This is a genomic window from Actinoplanes sp. NPDC051513 (assembly GCF_044454685.1).
In the GTDB taxonomy this organism is placed as follows: domain Bacteria; phylum Actinomycetota; class Actinomycetes; order Mycobacteriales; family Micromonosporaceae; genus Actinoplanes.
On record NZ_JBITDW010000018.1, the window covers coordinates 20,622 to 45,568 of the forward strand.

A 24,947-nucleotide genomic window follows, 5' to 3' on the forward strand; every position below is an offset into this window, starting at 1 on the left:
AACTTCGCTATTTGAGCCCGCTCCCGAGGTAATGAGGAAGGGCCCGCGCAACGTCCCCGCGGGCCCTTCCGCCTCTGTAGGTTTCACCGCATGGAGCATCTGACCCTTCCCGACGGCCGCACCCTCGAGTACCTGGCCGAAGGCCCCCGGGCGGCGATCCCGCTGGTCCTGCACCACGGCACCCCCTCCGGCACCGTCCGCTACGACCCGCTCTTCGACGCGGCCCTGGCCGGCGGTTTCCGCATCGTCCAGGCGAGCCGCCCCGGCTACGCCACCTCGACCCCGAACCCCGGCCGCCGCGTCGCCGACGTGGCCGCCGACACGGCGGCCCTGCTCGACGCCCTCGACGCGCCCACCTTCGTCACCGTCGGCTGGTCGGGCGGCGGCCCGCACGCCCTGGCCTGCGCCGCCCTACTCCCCGGCCGCTGCCGGGCCGCCGCCACCATCGCCGGCGTCGCGCCGTTCGGCGCCGAGGGCCTCGACTGGCTGGACGGCATGGGCGAGGAGAACGTGGCCGAGTTCTCCGCCGCCCTGGACGGCCCGGATGCGCTCGACGCGTTCCTCGCCAAGGCCGCCTCCCCGCTGAAGTCCGTCGCGCCCGCCGACATGATCGAGGCCTTCGGCGACCTGATCTCCGAGGTCGACAAGCGCGCCCTGACCGATGGCGGCCTCGCCGCCTATCTGGCGGCGTCCTTCCAGGCCTCGGTCTCGGCCGGCATCGCCGGCTGGCGCGAGGACGACCTGGCCTTCGCCCAGGACTGGGGTTTCCCTCTCGCCGACATCAAGGTCCCCGTCTCCCTGTGGCAGGGCGACCAGGACCGCATGGTTCCCTTCGCGCACGGCCGCTGGCTGGCGGCGCATCTGCCGTCGGCCGACGTCCACCTGGTGCCGGGGGAGGGCCACCTGTCGCTGGTCGCCAACTTCGGCACGATCGTCGACCATCTCCGCGAACACACCCGGTCGCGGCCGTCCTGAGTGGGGGCGTTCGTGGGATCGGTTGTCGGCTATCCTGGCCGCACTCATTGGGCGGGCAAGGAGTATTCGCGGTGACGGACAACCAGATCTCCAAGTTGGACACCGGCGTGCCGCACTCGGCTCGACTGTGGAACTACTGGCTCGGCGGGAAGGACAACTTCGCGTCCGATCGGGCGGCCGGCGACGAGATCGCCCGGCGGTTCCCCTCGATCATCGACCTGGCGGTCGCCGACCGGGCGTTCCTGAAGCGCGTCGTGCGGTTCTTCGTCGCCGAGCAGGGCATCCGGCAGATCCTCGACATCGGGACGGGCCTGCCCACCGCCGACAACACCCACGAGGTCGCGCAGGGTATCGCCCCCGCCACGCGGGTCGTCTACGTCGACAACGACCCGCTGGTCCTGACGCATGCGCGGGCGTTGCTCACCGGCAACGCCGAGGGGCAGACCGACTACATCGAGGGCGACCTCAACCATCCCGGCGAGATACTGCGCGAGGCGACCCGGACGCTCGACTTCGGCCGGCCGGTCGCGGTCACGCTGCTCGGCATCGTGCACTTCATCCTCGACTTCGACGAGGCGCGCTCGGTGATCCGCGAACTCGTGGACGCGCTGCCGTCCGGGAGCTTCCTGACGATCGCGCACGGGTGCAACGACATCAACCGGGCCGAGGCCGACGACATCGTCGGGTTCTGGAACGAGCACGGCACGCCGAAGATCGTCTACCGCAGCGCGGCCGAGATCGAGCAGTTCTTCGACGGGCTCGAGCTGCTCACGCCCGGCGTCGTGCCGTGCTCCCGGTGGCGGCCCGACGCCGGCGACCCGGACCTCGACGTGAATCAGTACTGCGGCGTGGGCCGCAAGCCGTAGCGTCGCGATCCCGGCGAGCCGGCGGTCAGCCGAGCAGGTCCCAGCGGTTGCCGGCGACGTCGAGGAAGACCGCGACCCGGCCGTAGGGCTCGTCGCGGGGCTCGCGCACGAAGGTGACGCCGGCCTGTCGCATGCGGCGGTGGTGGGCGTCGAAGTCGTCGACCCGCAGGAAGAAACCGACGCGGCCGGCGGTCTGGTTGCCGATGGCGGATCGCTGGTGGGCGCCGTCGGCGCGGGCCAGGAGGATGCCGGTCCCGGCGCCGGGCGGGCGGACCACGACCCATCGTTTGGGCCGGCCGTCGGTGGTGGTGGCGGGCGAGTCCTCGATCAGCTCGAAGCCCAGGGTTTCGGTGAAGAAGCCGATCGCGGTGTCGTAGTCGTCCACCACGATCGTGAAGAGGTCGATCCGCACGGCACTGAGCCTAAGACGCGCCGGCCCGGAAGCCGCGTATGGCGGTGACCCACCGCCCAGCGGGGCGGCGCCGCGGGTGCGGTCGCCGCCCGGCGTGGGGCTGCTCGACTCGTACGATATCTAGACTTCGACGGGCGTGAGTTCCGGCAGCGCCTGGACCGGCTCGGGGGTTCGCCGGCGACGGCCGGTGGGGACGAGGAAGGCGACGCCGATGGCGGCGACACCGACCACCGCGAGGATCAGGAACGACTCGGTGTAACCCGACTCGGCGGGCAGGCCGTTCGGCGTCGCGTGGCTGGTGATCACCGAGCTGACGATCGCGGTGCCGATGGAGGCGCCGATGGTGCGGATGTTGGTGTTCATGCCGGACGCCACGCCGGTCTGGTGCATGGGGACACTCTGGACGATCAGGCTGATCATCGAGGAGTAGACCAGGCCCAGGCCGATGCCGAAGACGCCGCCGGCGATCGCGACCAGGGGCTTCGAGCCGTGTTCGGTGGCCAGCGAGAAGCAGGAGACGGCGGCCAGGGCGGCGCCGGCGATCAGTTGGACCTTGCTGGGGAACCAGCGGGTGAGCGGGCCGGACAGCGAGCCGAAGACGGCCATCGTGACCATCATCGGCAGCATCAGCAGGCCGGCCTGGGTGACGCTGGCGCCGAAGCCGTAGCCGGTCGAGCTGGGGACCTGCATGAGCTGCGGCAGGAAGGCGAAGATGCCGAACATCGTGGCGCCGAAGAGCAGGGCGACGACGTTGGTGGTCCAGACCGCGGGCAGCCGCATCATGCGCATGTCGATCAGCGGGTTGGCGGAGCGGAGCTCCGCGACGAACCAGGCGGCGAGCAGGACAACGGCCAATACCAGCAATCCGATCGTACGGCCGGAGCCCCAGCCCCACGTGGTGGCCTTGCTCAGCGGCAGCAGCAGCGCGACGAGCCAGCCGGAGAGAAGGACGGCGGCCAGCCAGTTGACCTTGCCGGGGCTGCGCACCGGGGACGCGGGGACGACGAGCTTGGCGACGATGCCGACGAGCGTGACGACGATCATCGGGATCCAGAACAGCCAGCGCCAGTTGAGGGCCCCCACGATCGGACCGGCCAGGACGATGCCGAGGCCGCTGCCGGTCGCGATGACCGCGGCCATGACGCCGACCGCCGAGGTGACGCGGTGCGGCGGGAATTCGTCGCGGATGATGCCGAACGAGACCGGGAAGATCGCGCCGCCGAGGCCCTGCAGGACGCGGGCGACGATCAGGACGCCGATCGTGGGCGCGATCGCGGCGAGCAGGCAGCCGAGGGCGATCGCGCCGAGGGCGACGAGCAACGCGCGGTCCTTGCCGATCATGTCGGCGATGCGGCCCATGAGCGGGGTGGCCACCGAGGCGGCCAGCAGCCAGGCGGTGAGCACCCAGGTGACCGTGCCGGTGTCGGTGTGCAGGTCTTGCTGTATGACCGGCAGAACTGGCGTCACCAGCGACTGCATCAATGCGAACGCGGCCGCGGCGGCCGAGAGCACGCCGAAGGTCTGATAAAGTCGAGGCATGCCTCCACATTAGCGGAGGGGTGCCTCCGGTTCGCAAGGTCCGGGTGTTCGGCTGGTCTGTGAGGTGGGTCTCGTCATGGCGGCGGTCGGTGTGCGGCGTCCGGTGCGGGCTGACGCCCGGCGGAACTTTGACGCGTTGATTGCTGCTGCCCGGACGGCGTTCGCGGTGCAGGGGACTTCGGCGTCGCTGGAGGACATCGCGCGGCAGGCCGGGGTGGGGATCGGTACCTTGTACCGGAATTTCCCGACACGGCGGGATTTGTTTGAAGCCGTCTATGTGTCGGAGATCGAGCAGCTCGCGTCGGTTGCCTCGGCCGTGGGGTCACTGCCGCCGTGGGAGGCGCTGATGGCCTGGCTCGACCAGTTCGTCCAGTACGCCATCACCAAGCGGGCCGTCATCGAGGCGCTGAACCGCGAGTCCGAGCTGTTCGCGAGCTGCCGCAAGACGATGTACGAGGCGGGCGAGCCGCTGTTCGTGCGGGCTCAGGCGGCGGGCGTGGTGCGCGCGGACGCCAACTTCGACGACCTGCTGCGCATGGTGTCGGGCCTGATGTCGGCCGCGTTCGTCGACGACGCGCAGCGCGAGCGGGTGCTCACGCTGGCGCTCGACGGCCTTCGTTCGCCCTAGAGCCTGATCGCTGTTCCGGTGCGGGCGCTCTCGCGCGCCGCATCGAGGACGGCCATGTTGCGCAGCACGTCGGCCGGGTCGACCGGAAGAGGGCCCTCGCCGCGGACGGCCTTCGCGAACGCCGGGTAGTACGTGTCCCAGCGGCCGCGCTCGGTCGGGACGGGCGCGCTGGTGGCGCCGTGGTACAGGCGGCCCCAGCCGTGCTCGGGCTCGACGCCCCAGCGGTCGCCGAGCGTCGCCGGGGACCTTCCCGACTTCAGTAGGGACTCCTGGTGGTCCATGCCGTCGATGCCGTTCACGAGATAGGAGCCGGTGGAGCCGCTGACCCGGAAACGCGGGCCCGGCGCGGCCTGGCGCCAGCTGCCCCACAGGTGCGACTCGACGCCGCCGACGTGGTGCAGGGCCAGGAAGAAGTCGTCGTCGAGATCGCCGTTGCCGCGGATCTCGGCGTAGACGCGTACGGCCGGGCCGTGCAGCAGATGGGCCTGGTCGACCAGGTGCGAGCCGAAGTCGAGCAGGGTGCCGCCGCCGGCCGCGGGGACCTTGCGCTGCGGGTCCCAGCGCTCGAAGCGGGACTCGAAGCGGCGGATCGTGCCCAGCGCGTTTTCGGCGATCAGCTTGCGGACCGTGAGCAGGTCGGAGTCCCAGCGGCGGTTCTGATAGACGCTGAGCAGGACGCCCTTGGCGCTCGCGGCGTCGACGACCTCGTGCGCGCTGGGGGCGTCGAGGGTGAAGGGCTTGTCGACCACGACGTTGAGGCCGTGGGCGATCGCCTCCTTCGCGACCTCGGCATGGGTGGCGGCCGGGGTCGAGATGCTGACGGCCTCGGCGCCGGCCTTCTTCAGATCGGCGATCGAGTCGAAGGCGGTCGCGGTGGGGTGCTGGGCGGCCAATTCGGCACGGCGCTCGGGCGACTTGGTGACCACGCCGAGGAAGTCGACGTTTTCCGCCGAGGCCAGCAGGGGAGCGTGGAAGATACGCCCGCCGGAGCCGTAGCCGACGAGACCGAACTTGACCGCGTCACTCATGCGAAGAGCCTGCCACAAGGATGATCCGTCTGCCGATCAAGGGTGCCTCCATCAGGCCGCCATGGGTTGGAACGCCTCTATCCGGTTCTTGCCGGCGGTCTTGGCCGCGTACATCGCCATGTCGGCGCGGCGGGTGAGCTCGGTGACCGTGACGCCGGGCTCGGCCACCGCGACGCCGATGCTCGCGCCGACCGTCACCGTGGCGGCGGTCAGCGTGACCGGCGTGGCCAGCGTGGCGCAGAGCAGCCCGGCGATCCGCTCCGCCTCGAGCGGGTCGGCCAGGTCGGCCAGCAGCACCGCGAACTCGTCGCCGCCCAGCCGCGCGGCCAGCCCCCGGCCGGCGGTCACGGCGGTCATCCGGGCGGCCACCTGCACCAGCAGCTCGTCGCCGGCCGCGTGCCCGTACCGGTCGTTGACCTGTTTGAAGTCGTCCAGGTCGACGTTGAGCACCGCCGTGTGCGCCGGCCGGCCGAGCGCCTCGCCGACCGCCTCGACGAACTTCGCCCGCGTCGGCAGCTGGGTCAGGTGGTCGTGGTGGGCGCGGTGCTCGAGCTCGGCGTGGGCGTGGCAGCCCTTCTCGGCCAGGATCACCTGGTGCGACAGGTTGCGCAGGGCGTCCAGCACGTCCGCCGGGATCGACCGGCGCCCGCCGACGGCGATGTGGACGTCGGCGACCGCCGGGTCGGCGCCCAGCGAATCGAGGTGCCACACGCCGAAGCCGGGCACCAGCGCGGCCAGGACCTCCGGGTCGGTGACGGCCTCATCGCCCAGCTCGCGGCCCCGCAGGCCGGGTGGCGTTCCCTCGGCGGTGCTCAGCCGGAAGCCCCCGGGGCAGCGGCGCAGCACCAGAAACGCGACACCGGGCGACAGCGCGAGCACCTCGCCGACCGCCTGCCGTCCGATGTCGCGGATCTGCTCGTCGTCGGTGACGCCGAGCATGGCCAGCCCGGCCCGGGCGAGCAGCGACTCGCGGACGGCCGCCTGCTCCTGGCGGGCCAGCGCCAGGTAGATGCCGCGGGTCAGCACGGCCATCAGCAGCACCTGCGGCAGCACGCCGATCACGGTGGGCGAGTTCCAGGTCATGACCCGGTCGCCGGACATCGGGGAGATCGCGTTCGCGACCGGAATGGCGATCAGCGCTCCCGCGACCCGGACCACCCAGAGGATCTTCGAGCCGTAGAGCGACAGGACGATCGTGGAGGCCATGGCCAGAGCGGTGGTCGCCACCGGGTCCTGGAGTCCCGCGCCGCCGACGGCGATCAGCACCGGCAGCGGCAGGGCGGTCAGCCAGCTCGAGCGGCGACTCAGATAGGTGCCGAGAAGAATCAGGAAGATCACGACGATGGCGGCAGCGGCCAGCCGGGTGTACTGCGGCGAGCGCTCCGCGTTGCCCAGCTGCGGGCACTCGCTGAGAAGCGCGAGACCGCCGATGACCACGGCGCTCAGCCGGGTCCGGTTGAGGCTGCCGTCGGGAAGCGGCAAGCGCCATCTGCTCACCGAGGCTTCTTCGGTCGGACGATGCCGGACTTAAGAGCGGGCAGTGATCCTTCCTGTCAGATGAGTGACCGCGGCCCGCGAAAGGCGGCGCCGGTGAGTCAACATGTGCCGCATGAAGCCCGCGCAGATGGAACGCACCCCCTTCGCTGACCTCGACAGTCAGCCCAGCGAGATGACCGCCATGCTGCTCGCCGCGCTCGAGGCGATGGGCCGCCACCCCGAGATCAGGCGCGTGCGTCGCACCGCGATGCAGGCGCTACGGCCCGAGCCCGGCGCCCGGCTGCTGGACGCGGGCTCCGGCGCCGGCGACGTGGCACGCTGGCTGGCCACGAAGGTCGGGCCGGCGGGCGAGGTCATCGCCCTGGACTACTCGGCCGCGACCATCTCGGCGGCCGTGCAGAGACACGACGGCAGCAATGTCCGGTACATGACCGGCGACGTCTCGGCGATGACCCTGCCGCCCGACAGCGTCGACGGCGTCTGGTGCGAGCGGGTGCTCCAGCACGTCGACGACGCGGACGTGGCGATCGCCGAGCTGATCCGGGTGACACGCCCCCGGGGCCGGATCTGCCTGATCGACACCGACTGGGGCTCACTGGCCTTCGACGGCGTGCCGTCCAGGCTGGCCACGACGGTGGTCGCCAACATGCACGGCCGCCTCACCCCGCGCCAGGCCGACATGGGCCGCACACTGCGCCGCCGCCTCATCGCCGCCCGCCTGGCCGACGTGACCGCCACCCCCGTGACCTGCGTCTTCGGCGACCCGGCGTCGGCCGCGGTGGTGCTGCCCATGGTCAACCCCGTGGTTCCCGAACAGGCCTGGACGACCCCACCCGGCGTACGGGACGAGTGGTTCTCCTACGTCGACGCCGCCGGCGACCGCGGCGATTTCCTGGCGATCCTGACGATCTGGGTAGTGACCGGCACGGTCGCCTGAGTCCGGCCCGCGTGAGCGGTCCTACCCGTCGGCCTGCCGCCAGTACTGCCGTTTGCGATCATCGCGAACGACGTACCCCAGACGCCCCAGCTCCCCCCGCAACTCCCGCTTGTCGGCGTCATCGCCGGATTCCACCGCCTTCTGCCGCGCGGCAAGCAACGCATGCGCCGTGGCCGGAAGATCCGGAAGATCAGGCACCCAGCGGCGATACGACGACAGGTAGGGGTCCTGATCCGCCCAGGCGATGCCATTCGCCGCGAACGCGGCACGCAGGCGCCCGGCCGAGAGATGGCAGGGCTCACGAGCCAGCTCGCGCCCGGTGCGGCCGAGCAGCACCAGCTGATCGCGGTCGGGAAAGGCGACAGTGACATCGATGCGCGGCACGGCGACGGTGGTGCCAGGGCGGGAGAGCAACACCTCGGTCAGGTTGATGCGCACCGTCAGCGACTCGCGGTCGGCCAGACCCGCGAGAACGAGACCCAGAAGCGCCCCCAGCGCCGTAGCGGCGATCGTGGCGGCCGGCTCGGGAAGCTCGCGGGCCAGGTTGAACGGACCGGGCAACGGCAGCCACACAGCCACCCGGATCACCAGGTAGAGGAGCGCGGCGCCGATCGCCGGCAGACAGAGCCACACCAGCACCCTGGCCCACCACGGAGTCGGCACATTCGTCGTCTGTTGGAGCACGCGTCCGAGTCTTCGCCGCGGGCGCGCTGTCCCGATACCGACTGAAGGCGATGCCCCATCGACCAAAGTCGACTGCCCGCCGGAAGCCCGCCCCGGTAGCGTCGAGGCATGGCACGGCGAAGCACACGTAACTGGCTGCTCGAGGTCTCCCTCGCGGTCATCGCCATGCTGCTCGGGCTCTTCTTCGTGTGGCAGTCGGTGGGCGAGGGCAACGGCGCTCCGCTGCCCCTCGAGGCCTTCGGGGGCGGGCTCTCCTTCATCGGGCTGGTGCTCTTCCGGCGCAGCCATCCGGTCGCGCTGACCCTCGTGCTCATTCCGTTCGGCATCCTGCTCGGCATGCCCATGGGCGCCACGCCGATCGCGTTGTTCTCGGTGGCGCTGCACCGCCCGGCCCGCGTCACGATCGCGGTCGCGGCCCTGCACGCCGTGGCGGTGGCGACGGTCTACGGCCTGGTGCTCGGCCTCACCCAGGTCTACTACGAGTCCGTCGCCTTCGTGGTGCTGCTGCACGTCAGCTTCGTCGCGGTGGCCATGGTGATCCGCGCGCACCGCCAGCTCGTCGCCTCGTGGGCGGAACGGGCCCGTCAGGCGGAAGAGGGCCAGCGCCTCCGGATAGAGCAGGCGCGCCTCGCCGAGCGCGAGCGCATTGCGCGCGAGATGCACGACGTTCTCGCCCACCGGGTCTCGCTGCTGGCGCTGCACGCGGGGGCGCTCGAGGTGCGGCGCGAGGCCTCGGCCGACGAGAAACAGGCGGCCGGCGTGATCCGGCGGTCGGCGTACGAGGCCCTGGAAGACCTGCGCATGCTGCTGGGCATGCTGCGGGCGCCGGCCGAGGACCGGCCCCAGCCGACCCTCGGCGACGTGCCGGCCCTGGTCGAGCGCTCCCGGCTAGCCGGCGCCGACATCACCCTCGCCGTGCGGCGAGCTCAGCGCGGGGAAGGCGCCGACCCTCACGAGACCGGGCAGGAAGACGGCGAGCCGGAGGAAGCGGACGTCCCGGCGCAGACCGGGCGGCACGCCTACCGGATCATCCAGGAGGCGCTGACCAACGCGCTCAAGCACGCGCCCGGCGCGCCGGTCCGGGTGGACGTCGACGTCGACCGGCCGCGCGGGCTGGACGTCCGCGTCGGCAACGACCTCGTGCGCGGGCCGTACGGCGAGCCGATTCCCGGGGCGGGCGCGGGCCTGGCGGGCCTGCGCGAGCGGGTCCGGCTGGCCGGCGGCCGGCTGGAGCACGGGCCGACGCCGTCCGGCGAGTTCACCCTGCGGGCCTGGCTGCCATGGCAGACCTGATGCCGGTGCGCGTGCTCATCGTCGACGACGACGCGCTCGTCCGGTCGGGGCTGTCGATGATGCTGGCGGCGTTCGACGAGATCGACGTGGTCGGCGCGATCTCGGACGGAACCGAGGTGGCGGCGGCGGTGAACACGTACCGGCCGCAGGTCGTGCTCATGGACATTCGGATGCCGGGAATGGACGGCCTCACGGCCACGGCCGACCTGCGGAGGCGGCGGGATCCGCCCGAGGTCGTCGTGCTGACGACCTTCGACACCGACGAGCACGTGCGGCGGGCCATGCAGGTGGGTGCGAGCGGGTTCCTGCTCAAGCACGAGCCACCGGGCGACATCGCGCGGGCGATCCGCCGGGCCGCCGAGGGCGAGCCGATCTTCACACCGTCGGTGCTGCGGCAGGTGATGGGACTCGCCGGGAAACACGGTCAGGGGCCGGGGCGGGACCGCGCCCTGGAGCGACTGCGCCGGCTCAGCCCCGGCGAGACGGAGGTGGCTCAGCTGATCGCGGACGGGCGCACCAACCAGGAGATCGGTATCGAGTTGCGAATGAGCACGGCGACGGTCAAGGCGTACGTGACGCGGATCTTCGCAAAGCTCGGCCTGACCAACCGCGTCCAGGTTGCGATCCTGGTCCACGAGTCGCGCTGACTTCTGCCGCCGATGATGCGTCACGACGGCGGCGAGACCGGTTTCTCGGACTCGGCACAGCTGCGCCGCTGGTTGAGCGGCGCATCGGGGGGCATCTGCGCGAAGAGTTCGTTCAGGTGGGCGTACGGATTGCGCTCGGGGTCCCGCGCCTCAAGCGCGGTCTTGCGCTCCTGGCGCCGCATCGTGACGGCGAACCGGAGCGCGCGCCACAGTCGTAGCCGACGGGACGAGTCCAGCGCGGCGAGCAACCTGGCCAGGGCTTCGCGCTCGCGCTCCGGCACGAACGTCAGGACGATGATGAGGGGAAGCACGGCCGACACGATCTCGCTGAGCACGAACAGCAGTACCAGCAGAGCGACGATCCCGGCCAGCAAGGTTCTGGTCATCGATTTCTCCTGTCGCCAGGGACGATGCGAGGGACCCGCCCGGCACGGACCGGGCGACTCGGACGCGGCGCGGAGCCGCTCAGCGCGCGGTGACCGCCGCGGCGGCCACCAGGGCTACCACCAGGCAGAGAGCGGCGAAGAACAGATAAACGACCGGTGGGGCGGCGCGCACCGTGTCGGGGAGGTCGATGCTCGCCGAAGAGGTGGGGAAGGAAGAGAGCATGATCGACCTCCGCTCAGGCCGCATATGCACCATCAAGGGCCTGACCCCGTCGTCTGACGGTGGGACAACCACGGTACGAAGCCAACCGGCGTTCTTGGTTATCTCTCCGTGACCCTCACCATGAATATCCATGACTATGCACGTGATCGCAAGAGTCATCCGGCGACATGAATACCGCTTCAGCCTTCACGTCATCAGTCACGCGAGGTATCCCCAGGCCTTGCCATGTGGTTGCATGAAGACTATGCACACAGGGCGCATAAGAACTTCATAGTTGCTGTATCGTTCGCCTGTGACAAATCAACCTTTAACGGTCGTTCAGGATGCTGAACGAGACGGAACCGAGCCGCTGACTTTCCTCACCAAGCTCTGCGCCGGGGGAAGCTGCCCCACCGTCTACCGCACCGACCGCGGCACTTATGTTGTCCAGGGCTACGCCCTGACCGCCGAGGCCGCGGGGCTTGATCTGCCCGCCGGCGAGCAACTTGTGGAGATTCCCGCCGAGCTGCTCGCCGAAGCGGTGAAGGCCGCTGGCTGACCACGCAACGACGAATACCGAGAGGGGCGAGCAAACGTGACCGACTCGCCTCACCTCGCCGACGGCTTCGACGAGCCCGTCGGCACCGCACTCGCTCGCTGGCGCCGGAGCAAGCAGATCTCGGGCCAGGTGCTCGGCGAGCGGGTCGGCATTAGCCAGGCGACCATCTCCAGGCTGGAGAACAACGCCTCTAATCCGGACCCTCAGGTTGTCCGCCGCGTTGCCGAAGCCCTCGAGCTGCCCTCGGAAGAGGTCGAGCGTCTCGTCGGGCTGGTCGAGCGGCCGAGCGAGGTCCTGATCGACTGGCAGTCGACCCAACCTGGGCTCGCGGATCGGCAACATTTCGTGCGACGGCTCGAAGCTTCGGCCCGTGACACGCGCATCTTCCAGTCCGCCGTGGTTCCCGGGCTGCTGCAAACGAGCGAGTACGCCCGTGCCGTGCTGGGGGTCCTGCGGATGGAGATGGCCGACGATCAGATCGCCGATTCGACTCTGGCCGTCTCGGAGGCCGTCGCGGCGCGCATGCAGCGAGCCTTGACGCTCGACGAGCCCGGTCGGCAGTTCCATTTCCTGATCGCCGAGGACGTGCTCGGCCACCAGGTGTGCCCGCCGGTCGACATGATCGCGCAGATCGCGCGGTTGCGCGTGGTCGCGGCCTACCCGAACGTCACCATCCGGATCATTCCGCAGAACGCGCCATGGCCGATCCCGCCGGTCCACGGCTTCGTCCTCACCGACGACCGAAACGTCTTCGTCGATCTCTTCAGTACCAGCCTGCTGTCGCGCGGGCGCCGCACCGCCGGCTATTACCGGCGCGTGTTCGAAGGGCTGGACTCGGCCGCGACCAGCGACATCGACCCGATCCTCGACGATTTCGAGAAGCGCTACATCCGGCGGTTGTCCGAGGCCACCGCCTAACTGGTTGTGACAATACGGTCTCCGTCCGTACCGTCAGTGTCATGACGACCCACAAGGATCCCGTTGCCACAACGGAGGAGCGTGCCGCTACCGCGGTTTCGCGCCTTCCGGTTCTGGCCAGCCAGTGCTCCGGTGGCACATGCCCAACCGTGTACGGCACCGACCGCCAGACGGTCGTGGTGCAGGGCTATGTCGTGAACGGCGACAGCGCCGGCGTCGAGGTGCCCGAAGGCGAGCGCCTCGTCGAGATCCCCACCGAGATCTTGCTCGCCGCGGCGGACAAGATCCGTAACCAGGCCTGAGACAGCGTCGTCACCAGGCGGATGTCCATGCCCGGCGGCCCGCCCGCCGCCGGGGGTCGACGGCGGTTCAGTAGCCGGTCGGGACCATGCGGCTCAGGAGCTGGTCCAGGGCGATGCTGGCGAAACCCACCCGCACGTCGCTGGCGCCGTACGGGAGCCAGAAACGGCCGTCGTGCAGGAGGCCGCCGCACGAGTACAGGACGTTCGGGACGTAGCCCTCCCGTTCCACCTCGTCGGGGTGGATCAAGCCCTCGGGAAGGTCGGCGATGACCCGCTCGGGGTTCTCCAGGTCCAGGAGCATGGCGCCGATCGCGTAGCGCCGCATGGGGCCGACACCGTGGGTCAGGACCAGCCAGCCCTGTTCGGTCTCGACCGGCGAGCCGCAGTTGCCCACCTGGATCAGGTCCCAGCCGCGGTGCGGGACCAGCAGTGGCACGGCCTCCTGCCAGCGGTGCTGGTCGTCCCGGACGCTCAGGCCGAGCGTCTCGCCGTCGGATCGGCACAGGGCCAGCTTGCGGCCGTCGACGTAGCGCGGGAACAGGGCCATCCCCTTGTTCCTCGCCGCCGGGCCGTGCAGCTGGGTGACCTCGAAATGGCGCATGTCGCGGGAGAAGATGACGCGGCCCGAGATGCGGCGGCCGTCGTAGGCCGTGTACGTGGCCTGGTAGGCGAGCCGGCCGTCGGGGTCGAGGACCTGAACGAAGCGGGCGTCCTCCATGCCGTTGCTCTCCGCGCGGGTGGCGGGCCACATGACCCGCTGATGCATGGGGGTGGCGCACGGGAAGGAGACCGCGTAGTCCTCGCCGACGATGTGGCGGATCTTGTCGACGGTCTCCTGCGTGGTGGGGCGGGCCAGCAGCTCGGCGGGGATGTGGGTCATCACATCCTCGAACTCCTCGTCGCTGTAGCGCTCGGGCAGCGCCGAGACGACGTACGCGGAAGCCTCGTTGTCGATCTCCTCGTCGATCAGCGCGGCCGACAGCTGGAAGCGCATGTGCATGGCGCCGACGCGCTGGCCGATCATGAGGGGGCCGCCCCGTTCCTCGAGCCGGATGGTGTCGCCGGGGCCGAGGATCGCCGAGCAGAAGCCGATCGAGGAGATGTGGCCCTCGCCGATCTGGCGCAGGCTGATCGCCACCCGCAGCTCGCCGGGCTCGAGGCTGGTCTGGTCGGGGTGCGGCACCATCGACGGGTTGCACAGGGCCGCAGCCTCGACCGAGAACTCGTGGCTGAAGTACGCGCCGATCAGGGTGCGCGCCGTCGGGGACAGCTCGATCTCCGGTGGCACCCGGTGCTGTACCAGGGCGTAGTGGTGCTGGAACGTCGACAGCAGGTCGTGATGCCGGCCCGCGAAGTTGTTCAGCACGTCGTCGAGCAGCCGGGCCGTTTCCGCCTCGTCGAGCTGAAGGATGCGCTCGATCAGGCTGGAGGCCCGGTTCTGCACCATCTGGGCGTCCTCGCCGGGCACGAACAGTTTGATCACCACGCGCCGGTCGTCCGGCTCCATGATGATGTCGTGCCGGGTCATAAAGGTTTGTGAGTTCATGGTTGCGGTCACGCTAGGCCGCCTGACGGTCGGGTCGCGCTCCGGGTCGCCAGCTTGCGGGCATGCTGCAGGGTCGACACGAGCGCGAGGGTGGATTCGGCTCCTTGGTTCACATTAGGACCATCTGCCGTTAATCCGTCATAACATCCGCCGGTTAGTGGGTCGTACATGACGGTCTGAGTGTCGTTGTCGCCCAAAAACCATGCTATTGACCGAAATAGTGGTTCGTCCCAGCGGTCGTCGCCGGTGATCGCGGCGGCCGTGGCGCACGCGTCGGCGGTGGCGGCGGCCTCGATCGGCTGCTGGTCGAAGCGGTGTTTCGGGTCGCCCTGGCGCCACCCGCCGACGGGGACCGTGGAGAGGTGGCCGTCGTTGTCCTGCTCGCGGCACAGCCAGGCGAGCATCCGCAGGCCGGCCCGCAGCAGCGGCTCGTCGCCGAGCAGGTCGCCGGCCGCGATCACCACCTCGGCCATGGTCGGGTTGGCGTAGGTGAGCAGCGGCTCCGGCCAGACCCAGGACGGGTCCGGGCCGGGCTGCCCGACCGCGTCCGCGGCGTCCCGCAGGAGTGAGGCCGCGTCCTGGTCACGCGGGTCGGACCGCAAGATCTCGGCGGCGCCCAATCCGGCGTACGCCATGGCACGTGGCCACGAGGAGCGTTGCCGCGTCCCCGAGCGGAAGGCCAGGCGGGCCTCGCGCCTGATCCACGGCGCCGTGGATCGCGCCGCGGCCGTGCCCAGCCCCCAGAGCGCGCGCCCCCACCAGTCGCCCAGCCCGGGATCGTCGGTCCAGCGCCGGTCGTAGCCCATCCGGTTGCGGAAGGCGCCGGAGGGATCCTGCGCGTGCGTCAGGAACGCCAGATACCTCTCGGCCAGCGTGACCACCTGCGGCGCGGGACGTGGCTCACGCGAAGCGACCAGCAGGCCGCGGCCGACGTCGTCGACGCAGTAGCCGTGCTCGCGCCGCGCGATCGCGTTGCGCGCGTGCTCGAGCAGCCCGGTGTCGTCGGAGAGCCGGGCGATGTGGCTGAAGCTGGGTGGCGGGACGTCGGAGAGCCGAATGGGCGGCGGAACGAGCCGCAGGCCTCCAGCTGCGACGAAGGCGCTCACGCCGGAACTGAGGCAGCGACGGGAGCGGCCGAGGAGGAGAGCAGGCGCCCGGCGAGGGCCTGATACCGCGCCGCGACCGCCGGCCAGCGCAGCGTCGGCCCGCCCGCGATCCCGGTCAGCCGGTCGGCCAGGCCCGGCGAGGCGAGCAGGTGCCGGATCGCCGCGGCCATCGCCTCCGGGTCCTGGTGCGGCACGAGAAGCCCGGGTCCGTCGGCCAGCAGCTCGACCGCGTGCGGGAACTCGGTCGCCACCACCGGCACCCCCGCGCCGACCGCCTCGATCAGCACCCCCGAGGTGACCTGTTCGGTCGAGTCGTAGGGCAGCACCACCACGTCCGCCGAGCGGATCAGCCGGGACAGCTCGGCCTGGTCCAGGTATTCGTCGCGCCAGGTCACGTCGTCGGTCACCCCGAGCGTGCCGGCGAGGGCTTTCAGCGAGTCCCGGTACGCGTCCCCGAACTGTTCCAGCACCTTCGGGTGGGTGCGCCCGGCCACCGTGTAGGCCGACGCCGGCGACAGGTCGCGCAGCAGCGCCAGCGCCCGTAGCGCCCACTCGATGCCCTTGCCCGGCCCGAGCAGCCCCCACGTCAGCAGGTGCGGCCGGTCGTGGTCCTCGCGGGGCGCGCTCTCGTGGCTGCCGGCCCCGTGCGGGATCACCGAGATCTTGCGCGGGTCGACGGTGTAGCCCGCGATGAGCCGTTGCCGGGCGGTGTCGGTCATCGTGACCAGCGCGTCCGCGGTCGCCCCGATGCGCTCGAGGACCTGCCGCTGGAGCGGGTCGGGGTGGCTGAGCACGGTGTGCAGGACGACGATCGAGGGGATCTTGAGGGCGCGCAGCAGCGGCAGCACCTCGGCGCCGGCGTCGCCCGGGTAGATCCCGTACTCGTGCTGGAGGACCGCCACGTCGAAGCGGTTGAGCGCGTTGGACGCCGCGACCCAGCCGCCCGGGCTGTCGGTGTGCCAGGTGTGCACCACGCGCGGCGCGCCCCGGTCGAGGTCGATGCCGCCGCTCACGTAGTCGCTGGCGAGCAACCGGACGACTCCGGCGCTGCCGGTCGTATTGAGCTGGGTGGCGAGTGCGGCATTGAATGTGGCCAAACCGCATTGGGTGGGCGGATAGGTGCTCAGAAAGCCGTACGTGGCGGGCATGACAGGGCCTTTCTCGTTTCGCGGCTGCCTCCCCGCAGCACGACTCAGCGCACGCGGAGGAAGGAGTACGGCCCGCGCGCAAACGCCATTGCGACGCCCCGGGAAATTGCCCCGATTAACGTGCAATTCAAATGAGGGTTATTCACGACGGTGGAGACCACGTCGCCAACCTGGCCGTTGCTGCAACTCGCGGAAGGTCGTGAATAACCCTCATTGTGACGTTAACAAGATCCGCCTATTCAACTGATGATTTTGCGGTAAATCGCCAGGTAGTCGTCGACCATGCGGTCGGATGAGAACCGTTCCCGAGCGCGTCGTGCGCACTGCGAACGGTCGATTCCATCGATGCCCGCCACCGCGGTGACCGCTTCGCCGACGTCCGTCACCAGACGTCCGGTCACGCCCTCGTCGACCACTTCCGGCATCGAGCCTTTCCGGTACGCGATCACGGGCGTCCCGCACGCCATCGATTCGACGACGGAGAGCCCGAACGGCTCGGCGAACCGGATCGGGTGCAGCAACGCCGCCGCGGAGCCGAGGATCCGGCCCCGGTCGGCCGGCCCGACCGACCCGAGGTAGACGACTCGATCGCCGTCTATGCGCGGCGCGATCAGCGACTCATAAAACTGATGATCTTGGACGATCCCGCAAAGAATGAGCCGGCGCCCGGCGCGAGCGGCGATCTCGATGGCCAGGTCGGTGCCTTTGTCCGGATGGATTCGGCCAAAGGCCACTAAATCGGGAGAGGGGGAAAGCGACGCCGGCAGCGTGGACAAGTCGATCCCGTGCTGAACGGTCCCGATGTAGGGCAGCAGCGGGGATCGATCGCTGTCGGAGATGGAGACGAAGTGGGACCGCGCCCGCGAGTAGGCCGGCAGGATGTGCGGCCCCGAGAAGCCATGGATCGTGGTGAGCATCGGCGCGGCGCAGTGCTGCGAGAACGCCAGCGGCAGCCAGTCGAGGTGGTTGTGCACGAGGTCGAACTCGGCGGACCGGGAGAGCGCGTGGCTGACGTGCAGCGCCTCCCACACCCGCCCGTCGATCTCGTCGCTCTCCTCGTACCCGGCCGGGCTGACCCCGTCCAGGGCGGCCTTGGTGACCGAGTCGAGCGTCGCGAACAGCGTGACGTCGATGCCGCGCCCGGCCAGCCCCTCGGCGAGCAGGCTGGTGATCAGTTCCCAGGGGCCGTAGTGCAGCGGCGGGGTACGCCAGGCGATCGGCCCCAGCAACGCCACCTTCATGACAGCTGAGCCCATTTCATGATATTTGGTACTTTTTGGTGTTTAACACCTACTTAGTATGCCCAGGGGTTTCGATCCGCGTTCTCGTGTTAGAGAAGACGCATGACGGATCTCTGGTGGAAAAAGGCGGTCGTGTACCAGATCTACCCCCGCAGCTTCGCCGACGCCGACGGCGACGGCATGGGTGATCTGCGGGGCATCATCGACCACCTCGACCACCTCGCCGCCCTCGGCGTCGACGTGCTCTGGCTCTCGCCGATCTACCAGTCGCCGCAGGACGACAACGGCTACGACATCAGCGACTACCAGGACATCGACCCGCTCTTCGGCGACCTCGCGACCTTCGACGAGCTGCTGGCCGGCGCGCACGCCCGCGGCCTGAAGCTGATCATGGACCTGGTCGTGAACCACAGCTCCGACGAGCATCCGTGGTTCGTGGAGAGCCGGTCGGGCAGCGACAGCCCCAAGCGCGACTGGTACTGGTGGCGGCCGGCGCGGGCGGGCATGGAGCCGGGCACTCCCGGCGCGGAGCCGACCAACTGGGGCTCGGCGTTCGGCGGTCCCGCCTGGGAGTACGACGAGAAGACCGGCGAGTACTACCTGCACCTGTTCTCGCCGAAGCAGCCCGACCTCAACTGGGAGAACTCCGAGGTCCGCGAGGCCGTGTACGCGATGATGCGCTGGTGGCTCGACCGGGGCGTCGACGGCTTCCGGATGGACGTCATCAACATGATCTCCAAGGTGCTGCCCCTCACGGACGGGCGCCTGACGACCGGCGCGGCGTACGGCGACGGCTCTGCCTCGTACATCAATGGCCCTCGGAACCACGAATTCCTGCGCGAGATGCACGACCAGGTCTTCGCCGGCCGGCTGAATTTTTCCAAGCAGGCAATGCTCACCGTAGGTGAGATGCCCGGGGTCACCGTCGATGAGGCCATCAAGTTCACCGGCCAGGACCGGCACGAGGTCGACATGGTCTTCCAGTTCGACCACGTGTGGGCCGACCGCGGCGGCGACCCGTGGACGCTCGTCCCGCTCCAGCTCACCAAGCTCAAGGGCATCTTCGGCCGCTGGCAGACCGGGCTCGCCGAGGTCGGCTGGAACAGCCTCTACTGGAACAACCACGACCAGCCGCGGGCGGTTTCCCGGTACGGCGACGACTCGCCGGAGCACCGCGTGACGGCGGCCAAGATGCTCGGCACGGTGCTGCACCTGCACCGCGGCACGCCCTACGTCTACCAGGGCGAGGAGCTGGGCATGACCAACTACCCGTTCCGCACGATCGCCGACTTCCGCGACATCGAGGCGCTCGGCCAGTACGCGCAGGCCCTCGACAAGGAGGGACGCACGGCCGAGGAGGTGCTGACCGTGCTGCGGGCCCGGGGGCGGGACAACGCGCGCACGCCGATGCAGTGGGACGACTCGCCGCACGCCGGCTTCACCGACGGCACGCCGTGGCTCGCGGTGAACCCCAACTACCCGCAGGTCAACGCCAAGGCCGACCGGGCCGACCCCGACTCCGTCTTCCACCACTACCGCAAGCTGATCAAGCTCCGGCACGACGAGCCCGCCGTGGTCGACGGCGACTTCACGATGCTGCTGCCGCACGACGAGCGGCTCTACGCCTTCACCCGCCGCTATCAAGGCACCGAGCTGCTCGTCGTCGGCAACTTCACCGGCGAGACCGTGCGGGCCGAGATCGAGGACGCGATCGCCTGGGAGGAGGCCGAGCTCGTGCTCACCAACGTCGCCTCGCCGACGGGCCTGACGCTGGCGCCCTGGCAGGCCGTGGTCTATCGCCGCAGGCTCTGAACGATCAAGATCGGCTTGACACGTACGGCGTGAGCCCGTCGAGCAGCCGTGCCAGCCCGAACTCGAACAGCTTGTCCAGGTCGAAGTCGAACGGCTGCGCGGTCAGCTCGCGGAAGTGGGACATGTTCTCCGCGTCCATGGTGGCCAGGAAGGTCGACGTCTGGGCGTCGACCCACTGGTCGTTCGTGAGGCCACTCTCCTGGATCGCCTCGGCCTCCGGCTCGAGCGCGCTCGCCACGCCACGCACGAACGTGAACAGCAGGATCTGTACGTACATCCGCTCGGACTGAGTGAGCCGGGTGCCGTCGAACACGCCGAGCACCCACTCGGTCAGCCGCATGGCGGCCGGTGCGAGCTGCGGCCGGGTGATCGACATGGTCGGCGCCAGCCACGGGTGCCGCTGGAACGTCGCCCACTCCATCCGCGAGCAGATCTCGAGGGCGGCGCGCCAGCCGCCGGGCGGGTAGCGGGCCGGCAGCCGGATGCCGGCCATCGCCGCGTCGATCATGGCGAGCGTCAGCTCCTCCTTGCCCGGGATGTGCCGGTAGAGCGACATCGTCGAGACGCCCAGCGAGCTCGCGATGTGCCGCATCGACAGCTCGGCCATCCCCTCGCGGTCGGCGATCGCGACCGCGGCGGCCACGATCCGTTCCCGGGTCAGCTCGTGGTCACGGCGCGGCGCCGGCCCGGCCACCACGGTGCCGACGCCCGGGCGGGCCACGGTCAGCCCTTCCTCGCGCAGGGTCGCGTGCGCCTTGGTGGCCGTGGCGATCGCGACGCCCCACTCGTGGGTGATCTGCCGGGCCGACGGCACCCGGTCGCCCGGCCTCAGCTCGCCGGCCTCGATGCGCCGGCGCACGTCCTCCACGATCCGCCGATACGGATGCACTAGTACACCTCTTCCTCGCAGGGCGAGCGTACTAGTGCGGTTTGCCAGGAGCAACGCGCGCTCCTACTCTCACTAGTACACCAATCTACAGAGTACGCAGAGGAGCGGGGCAATGCGCGTTCTCATCTCCGGCGGCGGGATCGCCGGACCGGCGCTGGCATTCTGGCTGCAGCGGGCCGGCGCCGAAGTCACCATCGTCGAGCGGTCCCGGGCGCCGCGGCCGGGCGGGCACGCGGTCGACGTCCGCGGCGTCGCGCGCGACGTGATCGAGCGGATGGGCCTGCGGGAGGCGATCCGGGACAGTCAGGTCGACGAGCGCGGCTGGGCGCTGGTCGACGCGCGGGGTCGCAAGCGGGCCACGATGCCGGCCGACCTGTTCGGCGGCGAGGGAATCGTCGCCGAGATCGAGATCGCCCGCGGCGACCTCGCCCGGATCCTGCACGACGCGACCGCGGGCGCCGTCGACTGGCGCTTCGGCGACCGGATCACGGCGCTGACGCCGGACGGGGACGCCACGTTCGCGAGCGGCGGCCGGGAAAGATTCGACGTCGTGGTCGGGGCCGACGGGGTGCGGTCCGGCGTGCGGGCGCTGGCGTTCGGGCCGCACGAGGAGTTCGTGCGGCCGCTGGGCGGGCGCGGGGCCTACTTCACCGTTGCCGACCCGGGCGACCTGGACAACTGGTTCGAGATGTTCAACGCGCCCGGCGGGCTGGTCGCGGGAATCCGGCCCGAGCGCGGCGGGACGGCGAAGGCGAGCCTGAGCTTCCGCACGAACGAGCCGTGGACCCGTACGGATAAAGCCGGACAAATGCGGGAGCTCCGCGAACGCTTCGCGGGGATCGGCTGGCGGGTGCCCGGATTCCTGGCAAGCATGCCCGACGCGCCCGACTTCTACTTCGACGAGATCACGCAGGTCCACGTCGAGAAGTGGCGCCGCGGCCGGGTCGTGCTGCTCGGCGACGCCGGCTACTGCGGCTCGCCGCTGGCCGGCCTCGGCACCAGCATGAGCTTGGTCGGCGCGTACGTCCTGGCGGGGGAGCTGGCCGCGGCCGCGAGCCCGGAGGCCGCGTTCGCCGCCTACCAGGAGCAGATGGCGGCCTACGTGAAGGACGGCACCCAGCTGCCGCCCGGCGGCATGAAGGCGTTCGCGCCGAACAGCAGCCTGATGATCCGCATGCGCGCGGTCTCGATGCGCATGATGGGCGTCTGGCCGATGAAGGGAATGCTGGAGAAGCAGTTCACCAAGGCCGACGCGATCACGCTGAAGAACTACGCTCCGGCCGGCCTTCCATCCTGAATTCGAGGGGTGGTTGCCACCCGGCTGTTCCCTGATCGTCGGGGAGCCCGTCGCTGGCTCACAGCTGCTCACCACTCATTTGGGCGCGCCTGCTGCTCGCTGATCGTCAGGGCGCCCCGCCCGCGGCGTGTGCTGCTGAACCGAGCGCCGCGGGCGATCCCTCCCGGCGGGCGATCGCGCGACGGCTGGGCGTGACGCCACACATCGCGCGGGCCGCGGCCCGCATGGCGCCAAGCCCGATGTCTCCTGGTCGCTGTTCCCTGCCGTCGTCCGACTCCCGCAGAATCTTGATGACCTGCCTTTCGGGGACCGCCTTTCGGGGACCGCATGAAAGTCATCATCCTGGGCGGCCCACGGACCGCCCCCACCCGGTAGGGAGGGGCCAAGTAAAGCAGGGGAGTACGACAAGTTCCGGCCGCCGTCCACAGGTGGCGGCCGGAACTCGGCGCGGGGCTCAGCTGCGCAAGCAGATGTCGAAGGGCTGGCCGCCCGGGTCGAGCAGTACCCGCCACCGGTCGGGCGTGGGCTGCTCGGACGGCTTGGTCGCGCCGAGGGCCAACGCCTGCTCCTCGGCCTTGTCCAGGTCGTCGACGTAGAAGTCGAGGTGGTAGCGCTTCGGCGTGGCCTCCTCGGGCCAGCCCGGGCCCGAGTAGCCGGGCACCCGGCCGAACCCGAGGCTCACCGTGCCGTCGCCGATCATGGCGTAGTCGCCCTCGCTGTGCAGGACCTCCCAACCCAGCACGCGCGAGTAGAAGGTGGCCATTGCGCCGGGGTTCTCGGCGTCGATGTTGATCATGGCAAGAGTCGCAAAACCAGTCATGCACCGAATCCTGCCCCCGAAGGCTGACATCTTCTGTCAGCAATCACTTCAGATACACCAGCCCGTCCAGGATCACCCCGGGCCTTCCGGCGGTGCCCTCCACCCGTACGCGAACGGTGTGCTCGCCGCCGCCGCTCCAATAGCGTGACCAGACCGCCTGGCGATAGATCGTCCTCGGGTTGCCGAGGTCGACGACGCCCGCGTCGTCGCCGTCCACCCAGACGTGGACGCGTCCGGAGAGCGCGCCCCGGCCGGCCGCGAGTGCCGCCGAGCGTCCGGTGAAGGTCCAGGTGGCGGTGGATCCGGCGGCGGTCGCGCCGAGCGCGACACCGCCGAGATAGCGAGGGTCACGCAGCGTGCGCCAGATTCCGGTGCGCCGGGTGACGGCTTCCGACAAGACCACGGGTGTACGGGTGACCGAGGCGCTGACCTGGTTTCCCGCGCGATCAGCGGCCCGTAGCGCGAAGGTCGTGGGCACGGCCGGCTTGATCGTGCCGTTCCGGCTGCGCGTGGTGATTCCGAGGTCGACCGCGGTGGGGCGGAGCAGGCTTACCGCGGAGAGGCCGTTGACGTCGGTGGCGGTCCAGCCCAGCCGGATCGGGACGGTGCCGTTCAGCGAGCCGGGGCGCAGTGCCACGTCGGGTCCGGCGGTAAAAACGGGCGCGTTCGGGTCCGAGACGATCTTGGCGGTAGTCATGGTGGTGCGGCCGGAAAGGTGCACGGCCCGGACGCCGACGAGGTGGCCGCCGGGGGTGAGGCGCAGGGCCGCCGTGCGGTGCGAGCCGGGCGCGGCCAGGGTCAGGCGACCGTCGACCCACACCTCGAACCGGGCGATCAGCGCGCTCGGGGTGGTGACGTTCCAGAGCGGGTTGATCAGGCCGCGGGTGTACAGCAGTGGGCCGCGCTTGATCGCGCCGGACATGCGCAGGAAGCGCAGGCCGATCGGGGCGGCGCCGGCGATCGCGCGGATCTGCGGGAGCTGCCGGTAGAGCGAGTCGCCGGGGCAGTCGGTGCGGCCGGCGTCGCGGTGGCCGGAGATGCGGAAGAGGGTCGCCCGCGCGCCCACCGGGTAGAGGTTGCTGCCGCCCGAGGTGTAGACGACCTTGCCGTTGGGTGGGTTGCCGGCGGCGCCGAGCTTGTAGGCGGCAACGGTGGCGATCGCGTTGCGGACGGTGGGGGAGACCCCGACCGCGTCGAAGGTGCCGATCACGGCGATCGCGCTGGCGTCGGCGTTGAAGCCGAGCGTGTGCGCGCCGAGGACGTTGCGGCCCACGCCGCCGCCGCGGCCCTCGAAGATGGCGCCGCACTTGTCGACGAGGAAGTTGTAGCCGATGTCGTCCCAGCCCTTGGTGCGCACCTGGTAGGCCTGGATGCCCCGGACGAGGGCGGCCGAGTCGGCGCAGGAGTAGCCGTTGCCGGTCGCTGTGTGGTGCACGAAGACGACCTGGATCGGGCCGGTGTACTCGGGGGCCTTCCGGACGATCGCCTCGTTGGCGCCCCACCCCGCCCTCGTGATCATCCGCGGGACCGGCCGGGCCGGCATCGCGACGGACTCGGTCCGGCTCATTCTGCTCGTGGGGGTCATCTCGGCGTCCGGGTTGATCAGGTCCACGCGCAGGCCGGCGGGGAGCGCGCGGCGGGGCCCGTCGATGCGGGCCTCGATCGCGTCCGACGCGCCCACCCAGAGCGGGTCGGTCGCGCCGCGCCGGTCGCCGGTGGCCGCGCCGTCCGCCTCGAGGGTCTGCCAGGGCGTCCAGGTGGCCGTGCCGATCTTCCGGGTGCGTACGCGGACCGTCCCGTCGAGCGGCGCCGTCGGATCGTCCCAGGTGATCCCCAGGAGACTGAAGGGCCGGGTGGCCACGGCGCCAGGGAAGGAGATCGTCTGCAGCGCCGGATCGGGCGCCGCGGCGGCGGCGGCGGCCGCGGGCGGGCCGGATGGCAGGCTCGTGGCGACGGTCATGGTGAGCAGCATGGCGACGCGGCGCTTCGTCCGATTCCGGCGCACATGGACCCCCGTGATACTGGTTGCTCGGCCATGTGACACGTTGCCGGTTCCGCCCGCCGTCGTCCCGGAAATGCCCAACTATGTGGGCCTATTCCCTGGACAAATCAGGGCAAAGTTCTTTTAACGCACGTCTTTTCTATTTGTAAAGATTGCGGCGGAGTTGCCGATGGATTGGCGTGACCAGAGTCGACGCTATTTCCGCGCGCCCGG

25 protein-coding genes are annotated in these 24,947 nt (G+C 70.3%); 11 read left to right on the forward strand and 14 right to left on the reverse strand.

All coding sequences use genetic code 11. From position 1 onward, the window contains the following. The first annotated feature begins 90 nt into the window (after window positions 1–90). Window positions 91–975, forward strand: coding sequence for an alpha/beta fold hydrolase (locus ACIA5D_RS37485; RefSeq protein WP_396035221.1), 885 nt, complete (start codon window positions 91–93; stop codon window positions 973–975). A gap of 71 nt (window positions 976–1,046) precedes the next feature. Then, the gene (locus ACIA5D_RS37490) at window positions 1,047–1,841 is read left to right on the forward strand and encodes an SAM-dependent methyltransferase (protein WP_396035222.1); all 795 of its coding nucleotides are present in this window, start codon (window positions 1,047–1,049) and stop codon (window positions 1,839–1,841) included. Between the two features lie 25 nt (window positions 1,842–1,866). Here ACIA5D_RS37490 and ACIA5D_RS37495 read toward each other — a convergent pair whose 3' ends face one another. Then, a complete protein-coding gene (locus ACIA5D_RS37495) occupies window positions 1,867–2,253 on the reverse strand; it encodes a VOC family protein (protein WP_396035223.1) in 387 nt (128 codons plus the stop codon). A gap of 120 nt (window positions 2,254–2,373) precedes the next feature. After that, on the reverse strand, window positions 2,374–3,792 hold the full coding sequence (locus ACIA5D_RS37500; RefSeq protein ID WP_396035224.1) for an MFS transporter: 1,419 nt from the start codon (window positions 3,790–3,792) through the stop codon (window positions 2,374–2,376). 76 nt (window positions 3,793–3,868) lie between these two features. Here ACIA5D_RS37500 and ACIA5D_RS37505 point away from each other — a divergent pair, with 76 nt between their 5' ends. Further along, complete coding sequence (locus tag ACIA5D_RS37505) at window positions 3,869–4,420, forward strand: TetR/AcrR family transcriptional regulator (RefSeq protein WP_396035225.1); 552 nt, start codon at window positions 3,869–3,871, stop codon at window positions 4,418–4,420. Here the strand turns inward: ACIA5D_RS37505 and ACIA5D_RS37510 are convergent. Together ACIA5D_RS37510 and ACIA5D_RS37515 are read right to left on the reverse strand one after the other, a co-directional pair. After that, the gene (locus ACIA5D_RS37510) at window positions 4,417–5,448 is read right to left on the reverse strand and encodes a Gfo/Idh/MocA family oxidoreductase (RefSeq protein ID WP_396035226.1); all 1,032 of its coding nucleotides are present in this window, start codon (window positions 5,446–5,448) and stop codon (window positions 4,417–4,419) included. The two genes, ACIA5D_RS37505 and ACIA5D_RS37510, sit on opposite strands and share 4 nt — an antisense overlap. A gap of 51 nt (window positions 5,449–5,499) precedes the next feature. Then, the gene (locus ACIA5D_RS37515) at window positions 5,500–6,945 is read right to left on the reverse strand and encodes a diguanylate cyclase domain-containing protein (RefSeq protein WP_396035227.1); all 1,446 of its coding nucleotides are present in this window, start codon (window positions 6,943–6,945) and stop codon (window positions 5,500–5,502) included. A 112-nt stretch (window positions 6,946–7,057) separates the two neighbouring features. Here ACIA5D_RS37515 and ACIA5D_RS37520 point away from each other — a divergent pair, with 112 nt between their 5' ends. Next, entirely contained in the window at window positions 7,058–7,882 is an 825-nt protein-coding gene (locus ACIA5D_RS37520; protein WP_396035228.1) for a methyltransferase domain-containing protein, read from the forward strand. Between the two features lie 21 nt (window positions 7,883–7,903). Here ACIA5D_RS37520 and ACIA5D_RS37525 read toward each other — a convergent pair whose 3' ends face one another. Next, window positions 7,904–8,521: a hypothetical protein gene (locus ACIA5D_RS37525; protein WP_396035229.1), complete on the reverse strand. Its 618-nt coding sequence runs from the start codon at window positions 8,519–8,521 to the stop codon at window positions 7,904–7,906. Between the two features lie 153 nt (window positions 8,522–8,674). On the opposite strand from ACIA5D_RS37525, the gene ACIA5D_RS37530 reads away from it, so the two are divergent. Further along, the gene (locus tag ACIA5D_RS37530; protein ID WP_396035231.1) at window positions 8,675–9,859 is read left to right on the forward strand and encodes a sensor histidine kinase; all 1,185 of its coding nucleotides are present in this window, start codon (window positions 8,675–8,677) and stop codon (window positions 9,857–9,859) included. Continuing rightward, window positions 9,847–10,506, forward strand: a complete 660-nt coding sequence (locus tag ACIA5D_RS37535) for a response regulator (protein ID WP_396035232.1) — start codon at window positions 9,847–9,849, stop codon at window positions 10,504–10,506. The genes ACIA5D_RS37530 and ACIA5D_RS37535 overlap by 13 nt, the downstream gene beginning before the upstream one ends. 20 nt (window positions 10,507–10,526) lie before the next feature. Here the strand turns inward: ACIA5D_RS37535 and ACIA5D_RS37540 are convergent, their stop codons facing one another. Continuing rightward, window positions 10,527–10,892 carry a hypothetical protein gene (locus tag ACIA5D_RS37540; protein WP_396035234.1) on the reverse strand — a complete coding sequence of 122 codons (366 nt, stop codon included), beginning with the start codon at window positions 10,890–10,892 and terminating at the stop codon, window positions 10,527–10,529. A 79-nt stretch (window positions 10,893–10,971) separates the two neighbouring features. Beyond that, window positions 10,972–11,115 (reverse strand): hypothetical protein, encoded by a 144-nt coding sequence (locus tag ACIA5D_RS37545; RefSeq protein WP_396035235.1) that lies wholly within the window; start codon window positions 11,113–11,115, stop codon window positions 10,972–10,974. A 292-nt stretch (window positions 11,116–11,407) separates the two neighbouring features. Between ACIA5D_RS37545 and ACIA5D_RS37550 the strand changes: the two genes are divergently transcribed. Genes ACIA5D_RS37550 through ACIA5D_RS37560 form a run of 3 tightly spaced genes read left to right on the forward strand, consistent with a single transcriptional unit; the run spans window position 11,408 to window position 12,873 of the window. Next, a complete protein-coding gene (locus ACIA5D_RS37550) occupies window positions 11,408–11,653 on the forward strand; it encodes a hypothetical protein (protein ID WP_396035236.1) in 246 nt (81 codons plus the stop codon). Window positions 11,654–11,689: 36 nt separating this feature from the next. Next, window positions 11,690–12,571, forward strand: a complete 882-nt coding sequence (locus tag ACIA5D_RS37555; protein ID WP_396035237.1) for a helix-turn-helix domain-containing protein — start codon at window positions 11,690–11,692, stop codon at window positions 12,569–12,571. A gap of 41 nt (window positions 12,572–12,612) precedes the next feature. Next, window positions 12,613–12,873, forward strand: coding sequence for a hypothetical protein (locus tag ACIA5D_RS37560; protein WP_396035238.1), 261 nt, complete (start codon window positions 12,613–12,615; stop codon window positions 12,871–12,873). Between the two features lie 67 nt (window positions 12,874–12,940). On the opposite strand, the gene ACIA5D_RS37565 is transcribed toward ACIA5D_RS37560, so the two are convergent. The 4 genes from ACIA5D_RS37565 to ACIA5D_RS37580 all read right to left on the reverse strand — a co-directional run bounded on the left by ACIA5D_RS37565 (window position 12,941) and on the right by ACIA5D_RS37580 (window position 17,914). Next, window positions 12,941–14,419 carry a glycoside hydrolase family 130 protein gene (locus ACIA5D_RS37565; protein ID WP_396035239.1) on the reverse strand — a complete coding sequence of 493 codons (1,479 nt, stop codon included), beginning with the start codon at window positions 14,417–14,419 and terminating at the stop codon, window positions 12,941–12,943. Between the two features lie 8 nt (window positions 14,420–14,427). After that, window positions 14,428–15,525: a glycosyltransferase gene (locus tag ACIA5D_RS37570; RefSeq protein WP_396035240.1), complete on the reverse strand. Its 1,098-nt coding sequence runs from the start codon at window positions 15,523–15,525 to the stop codon at window positions 14,428–14,430. After that, window positions 15,522–16,673 (reverse strand): glycosyltransferase, encoded by a 1,152-nt coding sequence (locus tag ACIA5D_RS37575; protein ID WP_396035241.1) that lies wholly within the window; start codon window positions 16,671–16,673, stop codon window positions 15,522–15,524. The genes ACIA5D_RS37570 and ACIA5D_RS37575 overlap by 4 nt, the downstream gene beginning before the upstream one ends. Window positions 16,674–16,912: 239 nt before the next feature. Then, a complete protein-coding gene (locus ACIA5D_RS37580) occupies window positions 16,913–17,914 on the reverse strand; it encodes a glycosyltransferase family 4 protein (RefSeq protein WP_396035356.1) in 1,002 nt (333 codons plus the stop codon). A 102-nt stretch (window positions 17,915–18,016) separates the two neighbouring features. Between ACIA5D_RS37580 and ACIA5D_RS37585 the strand changes: the two genes are divergently transcribed. Further along, window positions 18,017–19,726, forward strand: coding sequence for an alpha-glucosidase (locus ACIA5D_RS37585; RefSeq protein WP_396035242.1), 1,710 nt, complete (start codon window positions 18,017–18,019; stop codon window positions 19,724–19,726). A gap of 4 nt (window positions 19,727–19,730) precedes the next feature. On the opposite strand, the gene ACIA5D_RS37590 is transcribed toward ACIA5D_RS37585, so the two are convergent. Then, on the reverse strand, window positions 19,731–20,615 hold the full coding sequence (locus ACIA5D_RS37590; RefSeq protein ID WP_396035243.1) for a TetR/AcrR family transcriptional regulator C-terminal domain-containing protein: 885 nt from the start codon (window positions 20,613–20,615) through the stop codon (window positions 19,731–19,733). Between the two features lie 112 nt (window positions 20,616–20,727). On the opposite strand from ACIA5D_RS37590, the gene ACIA5D_RS37595 reads away from it, so the two are divergent. Continuing rightward, complete coding sequence (locus ACIA5D_RS37595) at window positions 20,728–21,912, forward strand: FAD-dependent monooxygenase (RefSeq protein WP_396035244.1); 1,185 nt, start codon at window positions 20,728–20,730, stop codon at window positions 21,910–21,912. Between the two features lie 454 nt (window positions 21,913–22,366). On the opposite strand, the gene ACIA5D_RS37600 is transcribed toward ACIA5D_RS37595, so the two are convergent. Beyond that, window positions 22,367–22,732 carry a VOC family protein gene (locus ACIA5D_RS37600; RefSeq protein WP_396035245.1) on the reverse strand — a complete coding sequence of 122 codons (366 nt, stop codon included), beginning with the start codon at window positions 22,730–22,732 and terminating at the stop codon, window positions 22,367–22,369. Between the two features lie 43 nt (window positions 22,733–22,775). Beyond that, on the reverse strand, window positions 22,776–24,692 hold the full coding sequence (locus ACIA5D_RS37605) for an N-acetylmuramoyl-L-alanine amidase (RefSeq protein ID WP_396035246.1): 1,917 nt from the start codon (window positions 24,690–24,692) through the stop codon (window positions 22,776–22,778). Window positions 24,693–24,947: the final 255 nt, after the last annotated feature.

Bases quoted from the DNA above. Each gene is read 5' to 3' on its own strand.
- ACIA5D_RS37485 (WP_396035221.1), top strand. From the start codon at position 91: ATGGAGCATCTGACCCTTCCCGACGGCCGCACCCTCGAGTACCTGGCC.
- ACIA5D_RS37500 (WP_396035224.1), bottom strand. From the start codon at position 3,792: ATGCCTCGACTTTATCAGACCTTCGGCGTGCTCTCGGCCGCCGCGGCC.
- ACIA5D_RS37505 (WP_396035225.1), top strand. From the start codon at position 3,869: ATGGCGGCGGTCGGTGTGCGGCGTCCGGTGCGGGCTGACGCCCGGCGG.
- ACIA5D_RS37510 (WP_396035226.1), bottom strand. From the start codon at position 5,448: ATGAGTGACGCGGTCAAGTTCGGTCTCGTCGGCTACGGCTCCGGCGGG.
- ACIA5D_RS37520 (WP_396035228.1), top strand. From the start codon at position 7,058: ATGAAGCCCGCGCAGATGGAACGCACCCCCTTCGCTGACCTCGACAGT.
- ACIA5D_RS37530 (WP_396035231.1), top strand. From the start codon at position 8,675: ATGGCACGGCGAAGCACACGTAACTGGCTGCTCGAGGTCTCCCTCGCG.
- ACIA5D_RS37535 (WP_396035232.1), top strand. From the start codon at position 9,847: ATGGCAGACCTGATGCCGGTGCGCGTGCTCATCGTCGACGACGACGCG.
- ACIA5D_RS37540 (WP_396035234.1), bottom strand. From the start codon at position 10,892: ATGACCAGAACCTTGCTGGCCGGGATCGTCGCTCTGCTGGTACTGCTG.
- ACIA5D_RS37545 (WP_396035235.1), bottom strand. From the start codon at position 11,115: ATGCTCTCTTCCTTCCCCACCTCTTCGGCGAGCATCGACCTCCCCGAC.
- ACIA5D_RS37560 (WP_396035238.1), top strand. From the start codon at position 12,613: ATGACGACCCACAAGGATCCCGTTGCCACAACGGAGGAGCGTGCCGCT.
- ACIA5D_RS37565 (WP_396035239.1), bottom strand. From the start codon at position 14,419: ATGAACTCACAAACCTTTATGACCCGGCACGACATCATCATGGAGCCG.
- ACIA5D_RS37575 (WP_396035241.1), bottom strand. From the start codon at position 16,673: ATGCCCGCCACGTACGGCTTTCTGAGCACCTATCCGCCCACCCAATGC.
- ACIA5D_RS37580 (WP_396035356.1), bottom strand. From the start codon at position 17,914: ATGAAGGTGGCGTTGCTGGGGCCGATCGCCTGGCGTACCCCGCCGCTG.
- ACIA5D_RS37585 (WP_396035242.1), top strand. From the start codon at position 18,017: ATGACGGATCTCTGGTGGAAAAAGGCGGTCGTGTACCAGATCTACCCC.
- ACIA5D_RS37595 (WP_396035244.1), top strand. From the start codon at position 20,728: ATGCGCGTTCTCATCTCCGGCGGCGGGATCGCCGGACCGGCGCTGGCA.
- ACIA5D_RS37600 (WP_396035245.1), bottom strand. From the start codon at position 22,732: ATGACTGGTTTTGCGACTCTTGCCATGATCAACATCGACGCCGAGAAC.
- ACIA5D_RS37605 (WP_396035246.1), bottom strand. From the start codon at position 24,692: ATGACCGTCGCCACGAGCCTGCCATCCGGCCCGCCCGCGGCCGCCGCC.